Source organism: Pirellulales bacterium (assembly GCA_033762255.1).
Classification (GTDB): domain Bacteria; phylum Planctomycetota; class Planctomycetia; order Pirellulales; family JALHPA01; genus JANRLT01.
Map to the genome: position 1 here is coordinate 40,991 of JANRLT010000044.1, position 20,397 is coordinate 61,387.

The following is a 20,397-nucleotide window of genomic DNA, read 5'->3' on the forward strand; positions in this document are numbered from 1 at the left end:
AGCGAATTCATGCTGCAGCTTTGAGTTAGGTCAATTTAGACGCCTTTCGAGGGTCTTGTGATCGGTGAATTGGCTGGCAGATGAAAACAGCCATGTCCATCGAAGCGGACGCTGACAAGTCCTGTCTGGTAGGTCGAATCAATTGAAATACGGACTTTTTCGGGTTGCAGCATAGCTACACGTTGGATAGCCCTAAGTTTCAACTGCGAAAAGCTTTGCGCTGCGCGTAAATGGCCTTGTTTGGCTGAAATCCGACGCAATTCGGAAGCAACACGGGCACGTTCCCAGGCGGCAACCGCAGCATTGTTCCGGGTGGCTTGGATGGCGTCACGGAATGTTTGGGGGGGATTTTTCATCAGAATTGTTGGGTTTTTTAATTCCATCTTGGGTTATGCGTCAGACCGACAATTAACCTAAACGAAGAAAAATCGGAAGCGGTCCGTTTTGTTGTTAAAATCCATTTCAGATTCCTCACAATCACTAAAATCTCGAAGGATACGCCTTTATCCTAATCCATAAAAAAATCTTGGCATCGGCAACTTAGCAGTAAACCGTCTAGGCTGAATTGCGCGACCTGCAAGGCCGCCTATGGTTTTTTCCTAGACTGATACTAGGCATTTTGCGTTTGGAGGATTAAAATATTAACCATATTCCAATACGTAGCCAGTTGAACCGGAGCCAAAGGCGATGCAACGCAAATATGGCGATACTACCCGAATGCAATTGTGCATTGATCGCTTGCAGAAAGGGGATGAATCTGCGCGTAAAGACCTTTTGGAACGCGCCCAAAAGCGACTCAAGGCATATGCCACTAAAATGCTTAAAAGTTTTCCATTAGTAAAAGGCAGATATGATATTGATGCTCTTGTTAGCGATGTGAATGCACGCCTCCTTGTATCATTCAAGAATCAACGAAAAATTAATGATGTTGAGCATTTCATGTATACCGTTGCCAAGACTATCCGATGTCAGCTTATCGATTTACACAGAAAGCTAAAGAAACAAAGCGAGAAGGTCCAGGTACAAAACGACTCATCTGCTCTAAGTAAAGCAAAGGCAAAAACAATGGGACCTGTCAAACGCGCTGAAACCACAGAAGCGGCTAGTTTGATGCATTCGATCATTGGCACGTTGAAAATAGATCATCGTCAATTACTGGAAATGCGGTTCTATGGTGGTCTATCACTCTCAGAGATTGCTTCCACTCTCGGAATTCCGATAAGCACGATTAAGCGTCGATATGAAGATGCAAAGAAAGAAGCATCGAGGAGGTTAAATGGAAACCAAAACTAACACTAGCCAACTCGATATCGAGAAAGCCTTTCATGAATGGAATTCAAATGGTGGTCAACTAAAGCCTCTAAAACTTCTACGTAACCGGCCAGACATTCAAGAACAGCTTGACCAACAGATTCAAGCTGTCAATACGGTCAGCGGTCTGCTTAGGTTAACTTTTTTTGATCAACAAATAACGGAACAGTTATCAAGTGCTACCAAAGAACTTGATAAGGTCAAAGATAATATCAAAACACTTCTTGGGGGTAACTATAAATTAGTTATGGTGCTTGGGAGCGGTGGTTTTGCCCATGTGTTTCTTGCACAGCAACTAAAACCTACGCTGCGTCAAGTGGCCATTAAAGTCATTTGCAATCAACTTCGCGAACGTATCGAACGCGAAGCAAAGGCAATGCAGAAAATTCAGTCACCCTATGTCGTGAAAATTTACGATGACCCAATAATTTTCAATCACTTATCATTTCTTATAATGGAATTTGTTGAGGGCGGCTCACTTGAACAATACATTTTAAGAGCGGATAGACACGTTGACAAAGAAAAAGTTGCTGAATGGATGATCCAAGTCGCGCGGGGCATGCATGAAGCTGAGAAACTGCAAATTACGCATCGTGATCTTAAGCCTTCAAATATCCTGATTGATAAACTTGGAAATGCAAAAATAGCTGATTTTGGAATAGCTATTGGTAATTCCACTTCACTAGCAACTTCTTACCAAGGGGTTGCGGGTACATATGCGTTCATGGCCCCGGAGCAGTTTAGAAAATCAAGTGCAGTTGATACTCGAGCGGACATCTACAGCTACGGCGCTACTTTCTATTATGTATTGAAAGGCGAGCCCCCAGGTCTCGCAAGTTTCATTAAGGCACCAGATGTGCGCAGCCCTTTGCTTAATGACATATTTGAGATTTTGCAAAAATGTCTCAAAAGGAATCCAAGAGAGCGGTATCAGTCTTTTGAAGAAATCATTAACGCTTTGAATAAACTCCCTGCTTCCAAACAGCCAACGAAGGTGGCTTCGATTCGCAGTCCAGTTTCACAAAATGCGCGGACTAAGAAATCAAAGCTTACAGATTCACTGCCGCCCCTCTGGGTCTACAAATGCAATGCAAAATCAGAGGCCGCAGGTGATTGGAAAAAACATGTTTTTAACAAAAACAGCAAAGTAATTTCTTGGGGTCACGTACACGATGATATCAAAGAAGGCTCAATCCAAAGTCATGCGAGTCGAAAACTTGTACTTGAGCAGATGCAAGTTGGTGATTTGGTCCTTGCGTGGCAAAGTGATCGAAAGCAAGCCATTGGTCTTTGTCGCGTTTATGATTTAAATGTCAAAGGAAAAGTTACAAGAATCGTCTTGGAAAAAGTGTTCAAATTCGCTCATCCTGTCAACTTGTTGGAATATAAAAATAGTGAACCTGTTTTGATGAATTGTTCTGCATTTAAGCAAGGTGCTGGCTCAATATTCGAGACAACTCCGGATGAGGCCAAAAAAATCCTAGAAATCTGTGGTATCGATTGGCGGGATGTTTGCTAATCGCCTTTATGAGGCGGATATTCCAGTTCTATCGCCAAGTGGCTACCACTGGAACTTGTTCCAAGGCGGCACAGCCATAGAAAGCATTATTCGTGTAACGCATGGCAAACCATACCCGACCTAATTCCATATCAGGAGAGTTGGTAGCCCCAGTATCTCACCTCTTACCTGCCACCGTAACTTGTTCCGGTATGCACAGCAAGAGAATCACACGGCGCAAATAGTCTCCATGTTGGTGTGGTAAAAAGCAAAAGCATGCTTCTTACCGCTGCACGGCCTAAAAACAAGTTCCTTGGTTACTCGCAATGGCTATGGAGCAAATAAATTGATTTCAAAGTCATTACTCAAAAGAAACGCCTCCAAATCACTGAAACGTTCAAATAGATGGCGTTCATCACGTGTGTAAGCTGATTCATCATATTGCTTTCCTTTTGGACATTCTTCCCATGTTAAGATAAGTAACTCTTCGTGTTTCCAAACTGTAACTAACCCATCGTTGCCATCTCTTGAATATGTGAGGTTATTTGACTTGCCCTCTTCTAAACGTTTTACAAAGGTATAGGAATTCATAACTAGCGCCCCACCCTCACTTACTTCCTCTCCCCACCCTTTTCTTGCTCTAAAAGCTGGGTCATTGCCTCGCCCAGGCGCAGGCCCACCTCTAAATAAGTCTCGGCGTTCCGATTGTAATGGTAACCCTGGTTCTTGGGGGAGACGGCGACTTCCCGCCACAGGTCGCGGGCCTCCACCGTCCGCACGTTGCCCGCGAAGTTTGGGTGTTTGTTGGGATCGCTGACCGCCAGTTGGGCATTGGCGATGGTCAAGCCATTTCCCGCCAGTTTCCACCCGTCAAAACCGATGGTCGCCAGGACAAACTTGGCACGCGGGGCGTCGTAATCCCGGCGCAAACTCTCAATCAAGCGAACCAAGTTTTCCTCGTACTTGCTCGCGTGGGCCTTGTTGCCGGTGTCCTTGTGCCCTTGCCACCACACAAAACCGGCGATCTCATACCCCTGGTCCCGATAGCCAGGATAAATCGTGGCAAGTTGCTGGAGTGCCGCTTTGGCGTTTGCCTGATCATCGTCGTATTGCTTGCCAGCGTACCAATCGACCTCTTTTTTAGGCTGCCCCTCGATCCACGAATCGGGGGTCTCCTTGTATCCCGCATAGGTCCGCCCCTCATAGGTGTACGGCTCGCTCCCCGGCGGCAATAAATCCCAGCCCAGGCTGCGGTTGCCAATACACGACTTGAGAATTAGCACCGGCTCGGCAAAGTAGTGCCCCATGACATAGCCAAACCCGAGTTCAGGACCGATGGCCTTGCCATTATTGGCGGTGGGGCTGAGGGGAGCCCCCTTTTTTACCCGCGCGTCGTAGTAATAAACATCGCTCCGCGCGGTCCAGGTGTCGCCATCGACCAACCAGGGGTACTTTTTTTCAGTTTTGGTGAGAAAACCGAGTGTTCCCTTGCTCGTTTCGGGGCCAAGGTCCCCCATGCCGACCATGTTCGATTGCCCCATCAAGATAAAGACCTTGATCGGCTTATCCGCCGCGCCGGGCTGCTTGTCGGGTGTTAGGTGGTCGTCCGAAATGCGCTGCCCCATGGCCACCCCGCCGGAAAGCGCGACAAAAATCATCGCCCAACAGATGCTCGAGCGGATCAGCGGAAAAGTTGTCATATTTCACGTCCAGAGTGTTAGGGAACCAGAGTCAGCGCACAGACCGTCTCGCCCAGATAAATCCCGGGATTCAAGTAAATCCCGGGATTCAACCCTTGCGGGGATAATTGGCTATTATAGCAACTCCCTCCCGCACCGTCATAAGGGGGGGTGGGTGAGCGGGTGCCAATTAAGAATTATGAATGAAAAATGAAGAATTGGTTTCGGCATTCTGCATTCATCAATCTAAATTCATCATTCGTACTTCTCACTTTGCTCCACGGGGGGCTCGCTGAGACTCGACCCCCAATTAAATGCAGAATTATGAATGAAGAATGAAGAAAGGAAACAATTTATGCAGATTGATCCTGGGCGAGAAATAGTACGCTCCTCCGGAGGTAGGCATGGCGGCTAACCAAAAACCAGTCCAGCGACGGACCGTCGCTGCTACGGCCTGATCGGCGAGTGAAACTCGCCACTACGGGGAACCACGCTCCGCTACGCGTCGCGGCTAAGCTCCCTGCATCTCCGCGCGGCGTTATTCGGCGACGGAGTCGCCGCTACGGCCTGATAGGCGAGTGAAACTCGCCACTACCGGGAATCGCGCTCCAATATGCGTCGCGGCTAAGCTCTCCTGCATCTCCGCATAGCGTTATTCGGCGACGGAGTCGCCTCCTACATTTTTTACTGCGTCTCCCGCCTCGCGACCCCCAATTAAATGCAGAATTATGAATGAAGAATGCAGAATGGAATACCGGTGAATCTGCGCTCTGCATTCTTACTTCATCATTCATACTTCTCACTTTGCCCTAATACTCATTCGCGCTGCCGCTGGCGGCGAGTTTTGCGCCCGGTTTGACCGCTTGGCGGACCACTTTTTCCCGGACTTCGATTTGCAGTTTCTCGATCGCCTCGGACAGGGGCAAGCTACCCAGATCGCCGGTGATCCGGTCCCGCACCGCCACGCTGCCGGTCTCTTGCTCGCGCCCGCCGACCACAAACATGTACGGGATCAGCTCTAGCTGCGCGGCGCGAATCTTGGCATTAATTTTCTCCGGGCGGTAATCCCCCACCACGCGAAAACCCGCCTCGCGCAACTGCTGTTCCACGCTTTGGGCGTATTCCGCAAACTTTTCGCTGACGGAGAGCACCCGCACTTGCTCGGGCGCTAGCCACAAGGGAAACGCCCCGGCAAAATGCTCAATCAGCACGCCCATGAATCGCTCGAACGAGCCTAACGGCGCGCGGTGGATCATGACGGGCATGTGGGGCTGGTTGTCCGCTCCGACGTACTGCAGGAAAAAGCGGCTTTCGCTGGGCAATTGATAATCGAGCTGCACGGTCCCCAGTTGCCACTCGCGGCCGATGGCGTCCGAGACGACAAAGTCCGCCTTGGGCCCATAAAACGCGGCTTCGCCCGCTTCCTCGGTAAAGGGTAACTCCATCTCCCGGGCCACTTTGCGAATGGCGTCCTGGGCCTTGGTCCAGGCCTCCGCCGAGCCGACATATTTGCTGCTGGCCGGATCGCGAAAGCCCAGCCGCACGCGAAAGTCGTCCAGGCCCAGCGATTTGAGGACGGTCAGGGTAAAGTCGATGCACGAGCGGAATTCCCCCTCGACCTGTTCCTCGGTGCAAAAGATATGCGCATCATCCTGGGTAAAGCCCCGAACGCGGGTCAGGCCCCCCAATTCGCCCGATTGCTCATAACGATAAACGGTACCAAATTCGGCCAACCGGATCGGCAACTCGCGATAGCTGCGGGGCTTGGACTTGTAAATCATCACATGGTGCGGACAGTTCATCGGTTTGAGCAGATACCGCTCGTGCTTGCGGGACCAGTCCTTTAGGCAGTGGCAGCGGTCGGCGTCGCTGTCGGTGGGGCGATATTCGCCGTCAAAGCCCAGTTCGCGGGCGGTGGCGATGAGCCGGCTTTCCTGGTCGGGGGTCAGGTCTTTGGCCATTTCGCGGTCGGCGGGGTCGAGCTTGCGAATGACATAATCGACCACCTGCCCCGCGTCATGGTGAAAGATGGGAGTGAACTGCGCTTCGCGATAGTAGGGAAAGTGGCCGCTGGTTTCGTACAATTCCACCCGGCCAATGTTGGGCGTGTGGACCGGAGTGTAACCGCGCTTGAGCAACTCGCTTTTGACAAAATCCTCTAACAAACCGCGCACAGTGGCCCCTTTGGGCAGCCAGAGGATCAACCCCTGCCCCACGAGCTGGCTGGTGGTAAAGAGTTCCAACTGGCGGCCCAACACGCGGTGATCGCGGCGTTTGGCTTCTTCCACCGCTTGCAGGTATTGCTCTAGCTCTTCCTTGCTGAACCAGGCGGTGCCGTACAGCCGCTGCAGTTGGGCGTTTTTGGCGTCCCCTTTCCAGTAGGCGCCGGCGATGCTGAGGAGCTTGAACGCGCCGATCGCGCCGGTGGCGGGAATATGCCGTCCGCGGCAAAGGTCAACAAATTCACCCTGGCGATAGAATGATAGTTCTGTCTCGTTGGCCAGGCCGGTCTCGATATGTTCGACCTTGAACTGTTGCCGCAGGTCGGCGCACAGTTCGAGTGCCTTGGCGCGGGGCAGGTCGATCCGCTCGAAGGCTTGGTTTTCCTTGATAATTTTGGCCATTTCGGCCTCGATCTTGGGAAAATCCTCTTCGCTGAGGGAGCGCGGCGACTGCATGTCATAGTAAAAGCCATGCTCGGTCGTCGGGCCAAACGCCAACTGCACGCCAGGGAATAGCCGCATGACCGCCTGGGCCATGACATGCGCGCAGGAATGCCGCATGACGCGGAGCGCGGCGGGGTCTTTTTTTGTCAAAAATTTGAGCTGGACGGTCCCTTCGGCGGGGAGCCATTCGGAAAGATCACGCTCGGCGCCGTCCACCTCGGCCACAAGGGCCGCCTTGGCCAGGCCGGGGCCGATGGCCGCCGCGACATCGCTGGCGCGGACGCGCTGTGCAAAGCTTTTGGTACTGCCATCCGGCAACGCAACGATCAAAGTCATCGGGGGGTCCGCCTGAAAATAAAGAGGATTAAAAGAAACGCCGTCGGTACAAAGGACCAGCGCGGGCCAAACGTTTTCCGGCGGCGGTTGCTAGCAACCGCGCCGCGATAATCGGGCCATCATTCACAACCGCCGCCAGTGGTTACCGCCACAACGCGATCTCCACCGCACACTACCCGCCACCCAGCAGAGCCATTTAGCCCAAAATGGGTTCAGGATGCCGAATTGGCCGGGAATTTTTACGCGGGGTGAAAACTACGTCGTAAAATATAGCCTTAACCGGGTTTTCTGAATAGCCGACCAGGGATCGCATCGGCGGATAGCCGTTAAAATTGGCAAAACCACCCAAATTCCCGAAATTGCCCCGTTCGAAACGATGCCAATTGCTTGCTCTGGAATTCCTGGTTGGTTAAGGTCAACTGTAGGGGCACGCTGGGATATGTTAAAATGTGGTGTCCCCGTATTGTTGTATTGCAAAATCCGTCCCAACGCCGCTTGTCCGCTATGAAACCAGTGGAAACCGAACCATCCGAAGAATCCCCCGTGGAAATCGCCCTGACCGGCGATTTGACCGATCACGAGGGGGAGCTTACCGAAAAGCTGCTCAGTGTCCCTTTTGGCGGGGAATGCGTGCTGTATATCGATTCGCCCGGGGGTAGCCCGTACTGCGCCATGTCGCTGGCGACGATTATTCTCTTGCGCAAGCTGCGCGGGACGGCCTTTGTCACGGGGGAATGTTCCTCGGCGGCGCTTTGGCCCTTTGCCGCCTGCGCGCGGCGGTTTGTCACGCCCTATAGCGTACTGCTATTTCATGCCATGAAATGGCAAAGCGAGGACCATGTCGAACTGCGGGAAGCGGCCGAATGGGCCAGACACTTTGGCAAGCTGGAAAAAGACATGGATGTGCTGTTGTGCGATCTGTTTCAAAATTCGCGCGAGCAGGTGCTGGACTGGATCCGGCTGGGCAGGTATGTCTCAGGGCCAGAACTAGTTGCGGCGGACCTGGCGGAAATGGTGGACCTGGGCAAGTTGGCCCAAACGGTCCGCGGGGGAACTTCCGCCCCGAATGCCAGCGAATCAAAACCCTCTGTCCAAGCAAATGGGCATGCGACCGACTCCGCCCGTACAAAGAAGCCAGCGGCGGTAAAAGGCTAAGAGTGGCGAGGGGGCAGGGGCGTGAGGGGGCAGGGGCGTGAGTCGTGGGTCGTGGTAACAGATTCTGCCCGCAGCGTCAGCAAGGGAACTCCACTCAGCCCGTAGCGTCAGCCAAGAACTCCACCTGCTGGCGCGTCTCGTTACGCGTTGAGCTTATCGATCAAAGATCCGCTTGATGGCGTGCACGGTCAACGCGCGCCCCGCCTTGGCAATGGATTCGGTCAAGGGGATGCTCTTGGGACAGACCGCCACGCAGTTTTGGGCAAGGCCACAAATCTGCAGCCCTCCTTCGGCCATCAATGAATCCCAGCGGTCCCCTTCGATCATTTTTCCAGTGGGGTGGCTATTAAACAGCACCGCCTGGCTAATGGCATGCGGCCCGACAAAGCCCTGGTCATAGGCCGCGGCCTTGCGATGTTCGTATTCGGCGGTGGTTTCTCCCGCGCGGGGCGACACCTCGATCTTGCCATATTGGGGGCAGGCCTCAAGACAGCAGCCGCAACTCATGCACTCGCTGAGGGGATAAGCGGTTTCCTGGCTGGCGGGAGAAATCTTGGCCGGAGCCCCGGCGTCATAGTAGCCATCCACCGGCACCCAGGCCTGGACACGCTTGAGCCCATGGAATAACCGCCCACGATCCACCATCAGATCCCGGATCACGGGAAATTTGCTCATGGGGCGAAGCTCGATCTCGCCCGGGTTGTCCGTCAGCAGCTTATCCACCAGGGCGGAGCAAGCCTGCCGCACCTGGCCATTGATCACCATGGTGCAGGCCCCGCAGACTTCCTCCAGGCAATTGCAATCCCAGACCACGGGGGGGACGGTGCGGCCATCCGCCGCCTGGGCCTGTGCCGCCACCCGCTGCAACACGCTAATGACGTTCATGTCGGCTTCGCGGGGAATCTGATGGCGTTCCCAGTAACTGGGTTCACCCGGTCCATCCTGCCGCAAGATGCGCACTTCCAAATATTCCCCTCCCACGCGCTCCTGGCTGGAGGTGGAGTGGTCCTTGGTCGAATGAGAACCCGGGGTTGGCTGTGTTAAGGTTGAGGTAGCGGCCATGATCAAATCCAAAAATGAAATACGGTGCTGTTATTGAATTCTAGGTCGCCACCAGCTTGGCGGGGACCGGGTTACCCGCCATTTGTGACGGGGAATGCCCATTCGCGCCTCCCAGGGGACGACTCGCCCGCTGTTCCTGGCGTTTTTTCCAGACTTGTTCGATCGTGTCCGCCCCCACCAGGCCGTACAACCGGGGGCGGGGGGTGTCCAGGCTCGTGTCCACATCCTCATAAGTGATGACGGGATCATTGTTTGGCCCGCAGGTGGCAATGGTGCTCTTGAGCCAGCGGCGGGTGTTTTCCTCAAAGCGGTCGCACCAAGTCTCGGCCTGGGCCAGCTTTTCGGCCGAATCGGTGGCTGTCAGTCCGGGAAATTCAAATTCCGGCTTATAATGAGCGCCCCGACATTCGTCCCGCTGCAACGCCCCCCGCAGGATCAATTTGGCAAGGGGAAACATATCCAAAAGCGCCTTGGTAAAGACGACATTTTGGTTGGTCCACGCCCCCGTGTCGGACAGGGAACATTGCTTTGCCCGTTCCTCCATTTCAGCCACTTGATCGATCGCCGCGGCCAGGAGCTTGTTTTCACGCACGACCGTGGCGACCTTGGTCATGAGCAGGCCCAACTCTTGATGCAAAAGGTAGGGATTTTCGCGTCCGGCGGGCCGGGTGAGCAACTGGTTGTGCCGTTCCTGATGATACCGCACCGCCTGGCTGAATAGCCCCGCGGGTTGATCGGCGGCGGCTTTACCAGGGATATTTTTCAGATTGGTCCGAATGGTCCCCGCGACGATTAAACCGCTAAAAATGCAGCTCAATAATGAATTTGCCCCCAGGCGGTTCGCCCCGTGGTACTGATAGTCGCATTCGCCTATGGCGTAAATCCCCGGCACATTGGTCTGCTGATTACGCGGCGAATTTAGGACCAAGCCCCCCGTCTGGGCGTGCTTTTCAAAGTCCACCCACAGTCCCCCCATGCTGTAATGCACGGCGGGAAAGATTTTCATGGGTTCATCGCGGGGATCGACTCCTTGGAATTTTTCGTAAATTTCCAAGATCCCCTTGAGCTTGGCATCGAGGGTGGCGCGGGGAATATGCGTCAGATCTAAATAGACGCATAGCCGCGTGGCGTCAATGCTAAGCCCCTCCTTGGTGCAGACGCTAAAGATCTCGCGGGTGGCGATATCGCGCGGAACCAGATTGCCGTATTTGGGATAGCGTTCTTCCAAAAAGTAGTAACGCTCCGCTTCGGGAATTTGCCGCGGCGGGCGCGGGTCCTGGGGTTTACGCGGCACCCAAACGCGGCCCCCTTCCCCCCGTGCGCTTTCGCTCATCAGGCGCAGCTTGTCGGCGCCTGGGACCGCCGTGGGATGGACCTGGATAAATTCGCCGTTGCCATACTTTACCCCCGCCTGATAAGCCCGACTGACCGCGCTCCCCGTGCAGGCCATCGACATGGTCGAACGGCCATAAATCAATCCGCAGCCGCCGGTCGCCAAGACCACGGCATCCGCCGGAAAGTCGCGGATTTCCATGCTCACCAGATCCTGGGCCACGCCTCCCCGGCAGACGCCTTGTTCGTCAAGGATGGGACCTAAGAAGTCCCAAAACTCGTATTTTTTGATTCGGCCGGCGGTCTCCCAGCGGCGAACTTGTTCGTCCAGGGCGTACAGCAGTTGCTGCCCGGTAGTGGCCCCCGCAAAGGCGGTTCTTTTATATAATGTCCCGCCAAACCGGCGCTGGTCGCGATTTCCCTCGGCCGTGCGGTTAAAGGGGACGCCCAGGCGATCCATCAGGTCGATAATGCGGGGAGCCCAATCGGCCATTTCCTTGACGGGGGGCTGATGCTGCAAAAAGTCGCCGCCGTAGACGGTGTCCTTAAAGTGCTCCCATTCGCTATCCCCCTGCTGGCGGGTGTAATTGTTGACGCTGTTGATGCCCCCTTGCGCGCAGACGCTGTGCGAACGCTTAACGGGGGTCAAGCTCATGAGATCAACGGCAATTTCGGACTCGGCCAATTGCATGGCCGCGGCTAAACCCGCCAACCCGCCACCAATCACCAACACGCGCTGCTGTGCCATAACAATTGGTTCCCGAAATAGTTGTACTGATCTCACTTTGTGAGAGGTTAATGTACTCCTCTCACTCCGTGAGAGGGACCTTTTTGACATCATCACGCTTAACTCGATAACCTGCTTCTCACGCCCAAATTCGCTATGCATTCATCACACGGAGTGTGATGACGACGTCATTACCCACCTTATAAATTATTTATCGATGGTCCCCTCGGGAACAGAATTTACACCGCTGGATTTTACCGCCGAAGAGTGGCCTCCAGACTGCAAATCCTTACCCTGAATATAGTTGCGCTGATCGTAAATCCGCTGTTCGATCTGCCGGGCGGTGGCGGGGTCGGTCGAACTGACCCCATAAATGGCCGCCAGCCCAATCGCCGTGATCCCTAGACCCAGGACTAGCACGGCATACGTGGCCCGTTGCATCGCCGCTTCGCTGGTCCAGATCCCCCAGCGGCACCCGAACGTCCAAATACCGTTTGCCAGGTGGTAACTTACCGCGATCACGCCAATGGCGTACAAAATGCGATAAAACGCGGGGTGCAACGCCTCCGCCGCGCTCGAGGCCGCAAAATGCGGGTCAAACTCGCCAAATCCCTTCCCCAGGGGCGCGCCATAGGCGTGCATGTGCAGCACATGCCAAATGATAAAGAAAAACGCGATCACGCCCGTCACCCGCTGCAAAGTGTAGCGGATATTCCCCACAAAAGGGTAGGAGCCGACATTCACCACCGCCCCGCTGATGACTAAAAAGCCAACCAAAGCGTGAAAAATCATCGGCCCAAAGATAAACAGCCACTCGACCAGGGGCAAAATCGGCCCCAGGCCGTGGATGAGATTCACATTGTTTTGAAACGCGGCCGGCCCACTGAGCGTGGAGGCATTGGTGCTCAGGTGAACGACCACAAACCCGCCAATGGGCACAATCCCCGATAGGGAAAACAGGCGATAAAGCAAAAATTGCCACGGGGCGGGGGGGGCCTTACCAGACGACTGGGACAAGGAAGTCACCTCTGTCAAAGATGGGCAAAAATCCGCACAAAAACTCAAAAAATCATGGGCGTGCGGGATGATCAACGCAACCCACTTGCTTCATTCTAGCGAGTTCGCGTCAATTGAGAAACTGGACAATTTATCCAGCAATTAACGCAATCATTTCGGCGGTTTTGCATTAAAAAATGTAATGCGAGGCAATTTATGACCCGTAGCTGCGAGTTTTACTCGCCCAAGAATTATCCGTAGCGGCGAGTTTCACTCGCCCAAGAATTACCCGTACCGGCGAGTTTTACTCGCCCAAGAATTACCCGTACCGGCGAGTTTTACTCGCAAAGAATTATCCGTAACTGCGAGTTTTACTCGCCACCATAAAGTACCCGTTGTTGCAAATTCCAATCGCCCGGTGAATGAGGCATTTCACTCGCCAAATGACCCATAAACAAAGCCGCCGATGGCATCGGCGGAAGTGGCAAAGCGGCGGAAATAACAAAGGTGCCGACTTATAAAAGCCTACGCCAGGGTTGCAAATCATATACAGCAGCGACAACACCAAAAAACCAAGGCAACCCGTGAAGTAACTAAAAACCGGCGAGGGAGAGCAATCTTGTGTTTAGGGAAGTAAGTTCCCGTCGTACTGGTCCGACTTAGACCACATGCCTGCGCAGCCCATAACCGGCCCAGCCCAGGAGCGCGCAGGCTGCCAGCGCGACGAGCGATGGTTCGGGAATTTGCGGGGCGATAAATTCCACGCCGGTGAACGAGTTGGGCAGAAAGGGGGTATTTATGCCTCCCGGATTCAAACCAGCAGTGAGAACTCCATCCTGTCCATAGTTCATGCCGGCAGCAGGTGAGGGTGCTATGGAGCTTGCACGATTGCGATGATAAGAGAACGGGGTGAATGTGGTTTTGTCTTGATTGGTGCCAAAATTCACGCTATTGATGGTGATCGTAAATTGGCCAATGAGGACTTCCCAGGAATTGGGGCGCAAGTTGGATGAGCGGCCAATGGCATATCCCGGAATGACCTCAATGGCAAAGCGCCAATTGTAAGCCCGTGTCGGAGCGGAATTCGGATATAGCGGAGTATTTCCGGAATAAAAAGTAGCCATGAGCGGATTTGTGGCTGTTGCGCCTGCGGCTGATCGGATATAGCGTTCATCCGCTCCCCAGTCCAAAATACCGTCGGGGTTTCCTGTACTCCCTTCCCCCCCTCGATCAGTTGTCGTCAAGGGATTCCCATCCAAATCGCGCCACAAATCGCCCGGTTGATCCGTAGTCGTGCCCAATTGCAAATAAAGCGTGTCGAGTGTCGTGGGGTTGAGAACCGTACTAGGGGGAACACGGCTCGTCACACCGCTAAAGGTGCCGGGCGTGATTGCCCCGCCATTCAGTTGCTTGCTAAATAGGGTTACGAGTCCGCCACGGATATATTCATCATCATAGGTATGATTTCCCCGATCAATGACAGCGTACAATTCCACCGGATATGTCCCCACGGCGGCGGTTTTGGACCGGCTGCCATCGGCAAACCGCAAGTCATATGTCATAACAGCAAAAGCGCTTGTCGAAGATAACAGCAAGCCCAGCGCGGCGAGCGCAAGAGAAATTCCACGAAAAAAACGGTTCACGAGCGTCCTCCCCAGGTGAAAAAGCAGAAAAGAGAAGATTAGTGCAGTTGCATCTCAAATAAATGAGAATTATATTATCTCACAATATTATTTGGCGTCAATAATTTGGGCCAATTCCTCAATGTTTAGAATAGATGAGGGAGCGGTGGTATAAGTCGGTTATTAAAATTTTGGTCATGCTACCTGAATTGCGTGGCTAAGTCGCGGATACTTTTTTTTCTACCCCGCCTCGCCTTCACGCAGATGATTGACTTGGCCATGCCACCAGTCACATTCGGCGACGGAGTCGCCTCCTACAGCCGCGCGTTGCGGCTAAGCATCGTTCATCCCCGTTAGGGCTTTAACTCGATCACCAGTTCTTGCCCGTCGGCCAAGATATCCTTGACAATGGTTGTTTTTTCCGGCGTGTAGGCTCCTTGCAGTTTGTCCTTGCCGCTTTCGTCCGCCACGACCGAAATCTTGTATTTGCCCGGCTTGATCCCCCCCTGGCCGTTACCAATCCCCGCATTGATTAAAAAAGTGCCGTCGGCCGCTACATCGGTCTGGACCGGCTCCACGCCAGCATCCACGGGAATAAACCGCAAAATCACCCGACCAATTCCGACCTGCCGCCCCGCCACCTCGATCGGCTTACCCTGGAGAAGCAGCTTGCCGCGCAGCTCACTCGATCCATCCGCCGGCTTGCCGCCGCATCCCGACAAACCGATCAACAAACAGACGCAAACCAGTGCCCATACGGATCGCAGCGCAGCCATCAGGGTTTCTTTCTGTGTAAATAGAATGAAGGGATTTGCCAGCGTAGGGCCATGCAATCAAGAGAATTACGGAGGGATGCGGCCAATTACGGCAGGAGGTATTGTTTGCCATCGGCCCGGTCGGCCATCCGCCGAAAGACTTCCGCCGTCACATCCCAGGGCATAAAATGAATCGAGCTATCCGCCATGGCAATGGTCATGCCCGTGGTATGCGAACTGCCAAAGCGGTCATCCCCCGGATCGGTGGGGTGGCGAAAATCGGGCTGCGGCACAATATTGGTGTAACGGCTGGTATCGTGATTCCACCCGCAGGTGTACCCTTCGTTGTCATTTGCCTGATATTCGCCCAATACTTGCACATTCATCCGCTTTTCCCCCAAAATCAGCGTCTTGGAAATGCCGTCGCTGATTTCCCGTACGCCCAGCCCTTTTTGGCGGTCGTTGCCATTGGCGCGGGGATCGCGGGCGATCGACCAGGGATTGACATTGATCACTACGCCGATACCTTCTGACCGATGGCGGTCGGTGTCCAGCGACGAAGCGGCATAATCATTTTTAGCATGGGCGTAGGTTTTTCCAGAATTGGGATGATGGTACCAGTCGCCCGTGGGTGGAGAGACCTCCGGTTGGCGGCGGGTGGGGCAAAACATCACGTTGATTGGCGTTTTGATGGCGAAGATTGATTTATCGATGTCCTTCACGGCCCCGCCACCCTTCCAGGTATAAGTTTCCTCGATAAAGGGCAAAATTTGAAATCCCCAGCCCCCGTGCTGCAACGGAGCGGCCACGGGAAGCCCCCCCTTGTACGTCATGTGGTGGTTCCATTCGGGTCCACCCGCCGAGGGGTAAATCCTGTGCGAACTCAGGTGCGTGTTAAAGCCCACCGCCAGTTGGCGCAAATTATTTTTGCATGTGGTGCGGCGGGCGGCCTCGCGGGCCATTTGCACCGCGGGCAACAGCAGCGCGACCAGAATGCCAATAATCGCAATTACGACCAAAAGTTCCACCAGGGTAAAGGCACGCCGGGAATCATAGCAGGACGCACCCATACAGTCCCTCCTTAAAATTCCATGAGTCACTCTATAAAGGCAAACAGCCGCGCGTCGCTTGCGTGAATCCTGGCACATGCAATTTCCCCTCTTACAAGTGAGCAAAGATCGTTTCCCAGCCAAGAGATAAGCCTCTCACCCAGCAGGGCGCAAATCCAGCCGACAGAATTGCGACTGAAAGCCCAGCTGTCATCCCCTGCCCTCTCCGGGTTGAGTTTCCCCCAAATTAGTTTACTCGGTTATTCGCCGAAGTGAAAGCGAATGGTACACAGCAGGGGAACTTATTTGCCGCGTAAATTTCTTACAGGCCGGGTTATGTGCGGCTTTTTCCGCTGTTCGCCGTAAATCCAGGTTGTTAGACCCTTTACCAGGTATCAGAAAGGCGCGTCCATTGGCCCGCAGACCGTCTCGATGTCAAAAGTTGAAACAATTGTTTTAATCAAGAGATTTGAGAACACGAATCCTCGCTAAATTAAACTAATCAAAAATGCCATAGCCGCAGCAGTTCATCTATTCGCTCTGCACAGTTGGGAAAGTAGCAAAAACCGTGGGCTAGCGCCCAGCGGCTGATTGGCCTAACTCGAATCTTTAGCTGTGACACAGCACTAGCCTTTGATATTTGGGCTAAGTAAATCGTATCGTAACGGATTACTTTAATTAACAAGTCCCTGGAAAACGGGATATTACGGCTGCGCCAAAGTATTATGTGGTGTTGATATTTGCGGCCAGGTTGGAGAGCGTATTCAAATACGTCTGATTCGCTTTCAGCTTGGAAATTACCAGTTCGGATCGTTGAAACTGCAGGGTCAGTCGTTCTTTATAGCGGTCCAGGCGGGCATTGAGAAATTCCACCCGCGTCTGGTTGCTGTCAAATTTGCGGGTCAAAGCCCCCGCGCGATTAATCAAGAGCGAGGTCCCCACGCCGGCCAATTGTTCGATCAATTTGTCAAATTTGGCCGCAAAGCCATTTTCCGTCGATTTGAGAAATTTTTGCACGTCCCCGGGTTGGGAATCCAGCTTGGCCTGCAGGACGGATTCATCCAGGCGCAATTGTCCCTGATCATTCAGCGAGACACCAATTTCCTGTAGCGACTGAATCGGCCCCGCTCCAAAAAACCGCCCACTGACCAGCCGCGAAACTTCATTTTCCAGCCTTAGGGTCGTGCCGTCCCCCTGGAGCACGGCGGAGGTATTGGTTTCAGCGTTATAGGCTGTTAGTTTGGTCAGATTATCGCGCAGTCGGTTGTAACTATCAACCAGTTCCTTAACCGTTCCCACGATTCCAGATGTCGTATTACTGACCGTGACGGTCACGGGGTTAGCGCTGGTCCCCGTCAGGGTCAAGTTCACATCGGGCAGCAAATTGCTAAAAGTGTTACTGGCGGAGCTGGCCAGCGTCCCTCCCGACCCGCCGCCAATCTGTAACAAGGCGTCCTGCGCGGCGATCGATTCCGTCAGCGAAAAATTGACCCCGCTGGTATCGATCAGCAATTCACCACGTTTACCGGAAACTTGATTGAACAAGTTGAGCTGAAACGGTTTGACGGTGGCTCCGTCATTGGAAATGGTTGCCCGCACGCGGCCATTCAGCGCGTTAATTTTTGTCCCCAGGTCTTGGAGGGTGTCGGTGGAGCTAAGCTCCACGCTATAGTACTGGGAACCGTCGATGATCTTTTTGGATTGGCCGTCGATGGTGGCGGTTTTGACCGCACCCAACAAATGCAAATCCCGGCCGGTCCCCCCTCCGCCGTCCGTCACCTTGAGCAGCGACGCGCCGTTGTTGGTGGAGTCAATCAGCACGATACCGTCCCCCGCGTCATTAATTCGGGCCTGCAGGGAGAGGCCCAGGGATTCGATCGCGACCAGCAGATCACCCACGGTTTCCAGGCTGGCGTCAACCTGCAGCGAACGGGAGGCGCCGTTATTATCCGTGATGGTCAGGCTGCCCGCCGCCACGCCAGCACCGCCGTTCAGGTCGGACAGGCGGGTCGCTTCGCTCACGATTTGCAGCTTGAGATCGCCGCTGGATTTGCTGGTCTGCGCGGCGTTGACAGTCAGGCCCAGCTTATCCGCGGTGTTGGTGGCGTCGTTATTGGCAATAATCAGATTACTGGACGTCAGGCCGGTGGTGTCGGTCAAGACAATGCCGTTGCGCGCGGTATTATAACCGGCCAGAATCCCCAATCCGGCGTTGTTGATCTGTTGGATCACATCATCGGTTGTGTCCGCCGCAGCCAGATTGACAACAGCCGTTGTCCCACCCCGATCGGTCAAACTGATCGTCCCCAACGTTCCCAGCCCCGCCCCGCCGTTCAGGCTCTCCAAGAGCGTGGACTTTAACCCGCCCCCCAATCGCTTACCCGTGATCGTGCCCCCGCTGGCGGTGGTATCCAGGCCCAGATCACGGGCCGCGGTCGAAAGGTTCAGTTGTTCCACGCTAAAGGAGTAGCCGCCATCGGCGGTCAAGTCCGTCAATTGCAGACGGTTGTTGTTGATCGTGGCCTGCAGCCTGGTCGGCGCCGCGGCGTTAAGCAGATCGACGACATTTTGCAGGGTGAGCTGCTCCGCGGCGGGGCTAGCCGCCTGCAGCGTCCCGCCACTGGTGTAGGCGCTATCGGCGGGGACGACTTTTCCCAGGCCGGTGCTGCCCGCGACATTGGCCGCTGTAAAATACTGGCTGGCGGTGGGGTCGTTGGTGAGCGCGTCAATGATATCGTTGGCGTTAGTGTTTCCCTGGTCGATGCGAAACGTCAGTTTTTTTTGCAGGGGGTTGCTTTGGTCAAAGGTGACGGTTTCGTTGCCGCCGGTGATGAGGGCATCGTCAATAAACTCGATCCGCACGTCATCCAGTCCCGCGCCAGGGGTAACCGCCTTGAAGAGTAATTTGGCGTTGGGGCTGTCCGTCCCCAGGGTGGTGGCCGTGGCTTGGGGACCGGTGGTCGTGGCGGTATCCGTGGCGGTCACCAGGCCCGACCCATCCGAACCAGCCGCGCGGGCGGCGGTGATGACGGCGGTGACGCTGGAATTTGCGCTGACCGCGGCGATGACCTGGTCCGCCGTGCTATTACCCTCGTCAATATTGATCGTCAGGACCTTGGTCCCGGAATTATAACTGGCGGTTTCCGCTCCCGCGGTGATGCCGGGATTATCCACAAACTGCACCTGAATGCCCCCCGAATCCGGCCCGGCGACCGCCGCGGTGAACGTAATTTTGGCGTTGACGCCATTGGCCGCGGTGGTGGTGGCGGAGGCCTTGGTCCCCGTCGTCGCCAGTTTTTCAAAGTCGATCAACTGGCTGCTACCATCGCGAAAGCGAATGCGCAAATCGGCCAGCGCCCCGTCAAACCGGACTCCCCTTCCGTCGCGCAACCGGCTCAAACGCAGATCGCCAAACAGTCCATAAATGTCGTTCCCGCTGGCTGTGGACGAGGCGACATTGATTCCAGCCAACCCCAGGCTGGCAGCGGTGCTCCCGCCATTGACTTCCTCCACCCGCAAATTGGAACTACTTCCCCCCGATTGATCCACCAGCCGCAGCGTGTCATTGGACACATCGGCCTTGATCTTGAGCGTGGTTTGGGCGTTGATCGCGGCTAACACATCGTCGATCGTGCGGGCATACGCTAAATCGACTTCGGCGGAAACACCCGCGCGGTTAGTGATTTTGATTTTTCCCGGAGTGAATCCCGCGCCAAAGTTCAATTCATCCAACGCGACCCCGTTATTGATAAATCCCCCCGCCCGAAACTTAAATGTCCCGGCCCCCACGGCCGTCGTCGCGCTGGTAAAACGGCCGCTTTGCAACTGCTGCGCGCGGGCTTGCCGAATGGCCGTATATTGATACGAGCCTAGTTCCGGCGTCCCCGTGCTGGTCGCTTGAATCACCGCGGTGTCGCTACTGGCCACCGCCCGCTGGTCGTACAAAGAGTTATTCGTAAATTTTTTGACGGAGATTTGCACGGCCAACAATTGCGCCGTGAGCTGCGCGATGGCGTTACGCTGGTTGTCAACTTGCTTATTTTTAGCAACCAACAAATCGCGCGTGCGCCCCTGGATGGCGACTAACTGATTCACCGTCTCGGTGATGTTAATTCCGGTAACTAAACCGACGCTGGATTGAACGCGCGCCATGACCGTTGCCTATTTGTAAAAGCCCTTTCCTTGACCTGATTTCTAATCCTTGCGCCT

General features: G+C 54.4%; 14 protein-coding genes. 3 read left to right on the forward strand and 11 right to left on the reverse strand.

Going from position 1 to position 20,397, the window contains the following annotated elements; all coding sequences use genetic code 11:
- Window positions 1-35 precede the first annotated feature (35 nt).
- Window positions 36-383, reverse strand: coding sequence for a hypothetical protein (locus tag SFX18_12500; GenBank protein ID MDX1963967.1), 348 nt, complete (start codon window positions 381-383; stop codon window positions 36-38).
- A 304-nt stretch (window positions 384-687) separates the two neighbouring features.
- On the opposite strand from SFX18_12500, the gene SFX18_12505 reads away from it, so the two are divergent.
- Entirely contained in the window at window positions 688-1,293 is a 606-nt protein-coding gene (locus SFX18_12505) for an RNA polymerase sigma factor (protein MDX1963968.1), read from the forward strand.
- Window positions 1,277-2,830, forward strand: a complete 1,554-nt coding sequence (locus SFX18_12510; GenBank protein ID MDX1963969.1) for a protein kinase — start codon at window positions 1,277-1,279, stop codon at window positions 2,828-2,830. The genes SFX18_12505 and SFX18_12510 overlap by 17 nt, the downstream gene beginning before the upstream one ends.
- Before the next feature lie 309 nt (window positions 2,831-3,139).
- Here the strand turns inward: SFX18_12510 and SFX18_12515 are convergent, their stop codons facing one another.
- The 3 genes from SFX18_12515 to thrS all read right to left on the reverse strand — a co-directional run bounded on the left by SFX18_12515 (window position 3,140) and on the right by thrS (window position 7,490).
- A complete protein-coding gene (locus SFX18_12515; protein MDX1963970.1) occupies window positions 3,140-3,400 on the reverse strand; it encodes a hypothetical protein in 261 nt (86 codons plus the stop codon).
- Between the two features lie 20 nt (window positions 3,401-3,420).
- The gene (locus tag SFX18_12520) at window positions 3,421-4,509 is read right to left on the reverse strand and encodes a sialate O-acetylesterase (protein MDX1963971.1); all 1,089 of its coding nucleotides are present in this window, start codon (window positions 4,507-4,509) and stop codon (window positions 3,421-3,423) included.
- Between the two features lie 788 nt (window positions 4,510-5,297).
- On the reverse strand, window positions 5,298-7,490 hold the full coding sequence (gene thrS / locus SFX18_12525; protein MDX1963972.1) for a threonine--tRNA ligase: 2,193 nt from the start codon (window positions 7,488-7,490) through the stop codon (window positions 5,298-5,300).
- Between the two features lie 504 nt (window positions 7,491-7,994).
- Here thrS and SFX18_12530 point away from each other — a divergent pair.
- Entirely contained in the window at window positions 7,995-8,645 is a 651-nt protein-coding gene (locus tag SFX18_12530; protein ID MDX1963973.1) for a hypothetical protein, read from the forward strand.
- 153 nt (window positions 8,646-8,798) lie between these two features.
- Here SFX18_12530 and sdhB read toward each other — a convergent pair whose 3' ends face one another.
- The 7 genes from sdhB to fliD all read right to left on the reverse strand — a co-directional run bounded on the left by sdhB (window position 8,799) and on the right by fliD (window position 20,340).
- Window positions 8,799-9,707, reverse strand: a complete 909-nt coding sequence (gene sdhB / locus SFX18_12535) for a succinate dehydrogenase iron-sulfur subunit (protein MDX1963974.1) — start codon at window positions 9,705-9,707, stop codon at window positions 8,799-8,801.
- A 40-nt stretch (window positions 9,708-9,747) separates the two neighbouring features.
- On the reverse strand, window positions 9,748-11,787 hold the full coding sequence (gene sdhA, locus SFX18_12540) for a succinate dehydrogenase flavoprotein subunit (protein ID MDX1963975.1): 2,040 nt from the start codon (window positions 11,785-11,787) through the stop codon (window positions 9,748-9,750).
- A gap of 186 nt (window positions 11,788-11,973) precedes the next feature.
- Window positions 11,974-12,783: a succinate dehydrogenase gene (locus SFX18_12545; protein ID MDX1963976.1), complete on the reverse strand. Its 810-nt coding sequence runs from the start codon at window positions 12,781-12,783 to the stop codon at window positions 11,974-11,976.
- A 638-nt stretch (window positions 12,784-13,421) separates the two neighbouring features.
- Window positions 13,422-14,405 (reverse strand): hypothetical protein, encoded by a 984-nt coding sequence (locus tag SFX18_12550; GenBank protein ID MDX1963977.1) that lies wholly within the window; start codon window positions 14,403-14,405, stop codon window positions 13,422-13,424.
- A gap of 332 nt (window positions 14,406-14,737) precedes the next feature.
- On the reverse strand, window positions 14,738-15,160 hold the full coding sequence (locus SFX18_12555; protein ID MDX1963978.1) for a hypothetical protein: 423 nt from the start codon (window positions 15,158-15,160) through the stop codon (window positions 14,738-14,740).
- A gap of 86 nt (window positions 15,161-15,246) precedes the next feature.
- Window positions 15,247-16,209: a DUF1559 domain-containing protein gene (locus SFX18_12560; GenBank protein ID MDX1963979.1), complete on the reverse strand. Its 963-nt coding sequence runs from the start codon at window positions 16,207-16,209 to the stop codon at window positions 15,247-15,249.
- A gap of 702 nt (window positions 16,210-16,911) precedes the next feature.
- A complete protein-coding gene (gene fliD, locus SFX18_12565) occupies window positions 16,912-20,340 on the reverse strand; it encodes a flagellar filament capping protein FliD (GenBank protein ID MDX1963980.1) in 3,429 nt (1,142 codons plus the stop codon).
- Between the last annotated feature and the right edge of the window lie 57 nt (window positions 20,341-20,397).

Coding starts and splice junctions, on each gene's coding strand:
- SFX18_12510 (MDX1963969.1), top strand. CDS start 1,277: ATGGAAACCAAAACTAACACTAGCCAACTCGATATCGAGAAAGCCTTT.
- sdhA (MDX1963975.1), bottom strand. CDS start 11,787: ATGGCACAGCAGCGCGTGTTGGTGATTGGTGGCGGGTTGGCGGGTTTA.
- SFX18_12520 (MDX1963971.1), bottom strand. CDS start 4,509: ATGACAACTTTTCCGCTGATCCGCTCGAGCATCTGTTGGGCGATGATT.
- thrS (MDX1963972.1), bottom strand. CDS start 7,490: ATGACTTTGATCGTTGCGTTGCCGGATGGCAGTACCAAAAGCTTTGCA.
- SFX18_12555 (MDX1963978.1), bottom strand. CDS start 15,160: ATGGCTGCGCTGCGATCCGTATGGGCACTGGTTTGCGTCTGTTTGTTG.
- SFX18_12530 (MDX1963973.1), top strand. CDS start 7,995: ATGAAACCAGTGGAAACCGAACCATCCGAAGAATCCCCCGTGGAAATC.
- fliD (MDX1963980.1), bottom strand. CDS start 20,340: ATGGCGCGCGTTCAATCCAGCGTCGGTTTAGTTACCGGAATTAACATC.
- SFX18_12505 (MDX1963968.1), top strand. CDS start 688: ATGCAACGCAAATATGGCGATACTACCCGAATGCAATTGTGCATTGAT.
- SFX18_12515 (MDX1963970.1), bottom strand. CDS start 3,400: ATGAATTCCTATACCTTTGTAAAACGTTTAGAAGAGGGCAAGTCAAAT.
- sdhB (MDX1963974.1), bottom strand. CDS start 9,707: ATGGCCGCTACCTCAACCTTAACACAGCCAACCCCGGGTTCTCATTCG.
- SFX18_12500 (MDX1963967.1), bottom strand. CDS start 383: ATGGAATTAAAAAACCCAACAATTCTGATGAAAAATCCCCCCCAAACA.
- SFX18_12560 (MDX1963979.1), bottom strand. CDS start 16,209: ATGGGTGCGTCCTGCTATGATTCCCGGCGTGCCTTTACCCTGGTGGAA.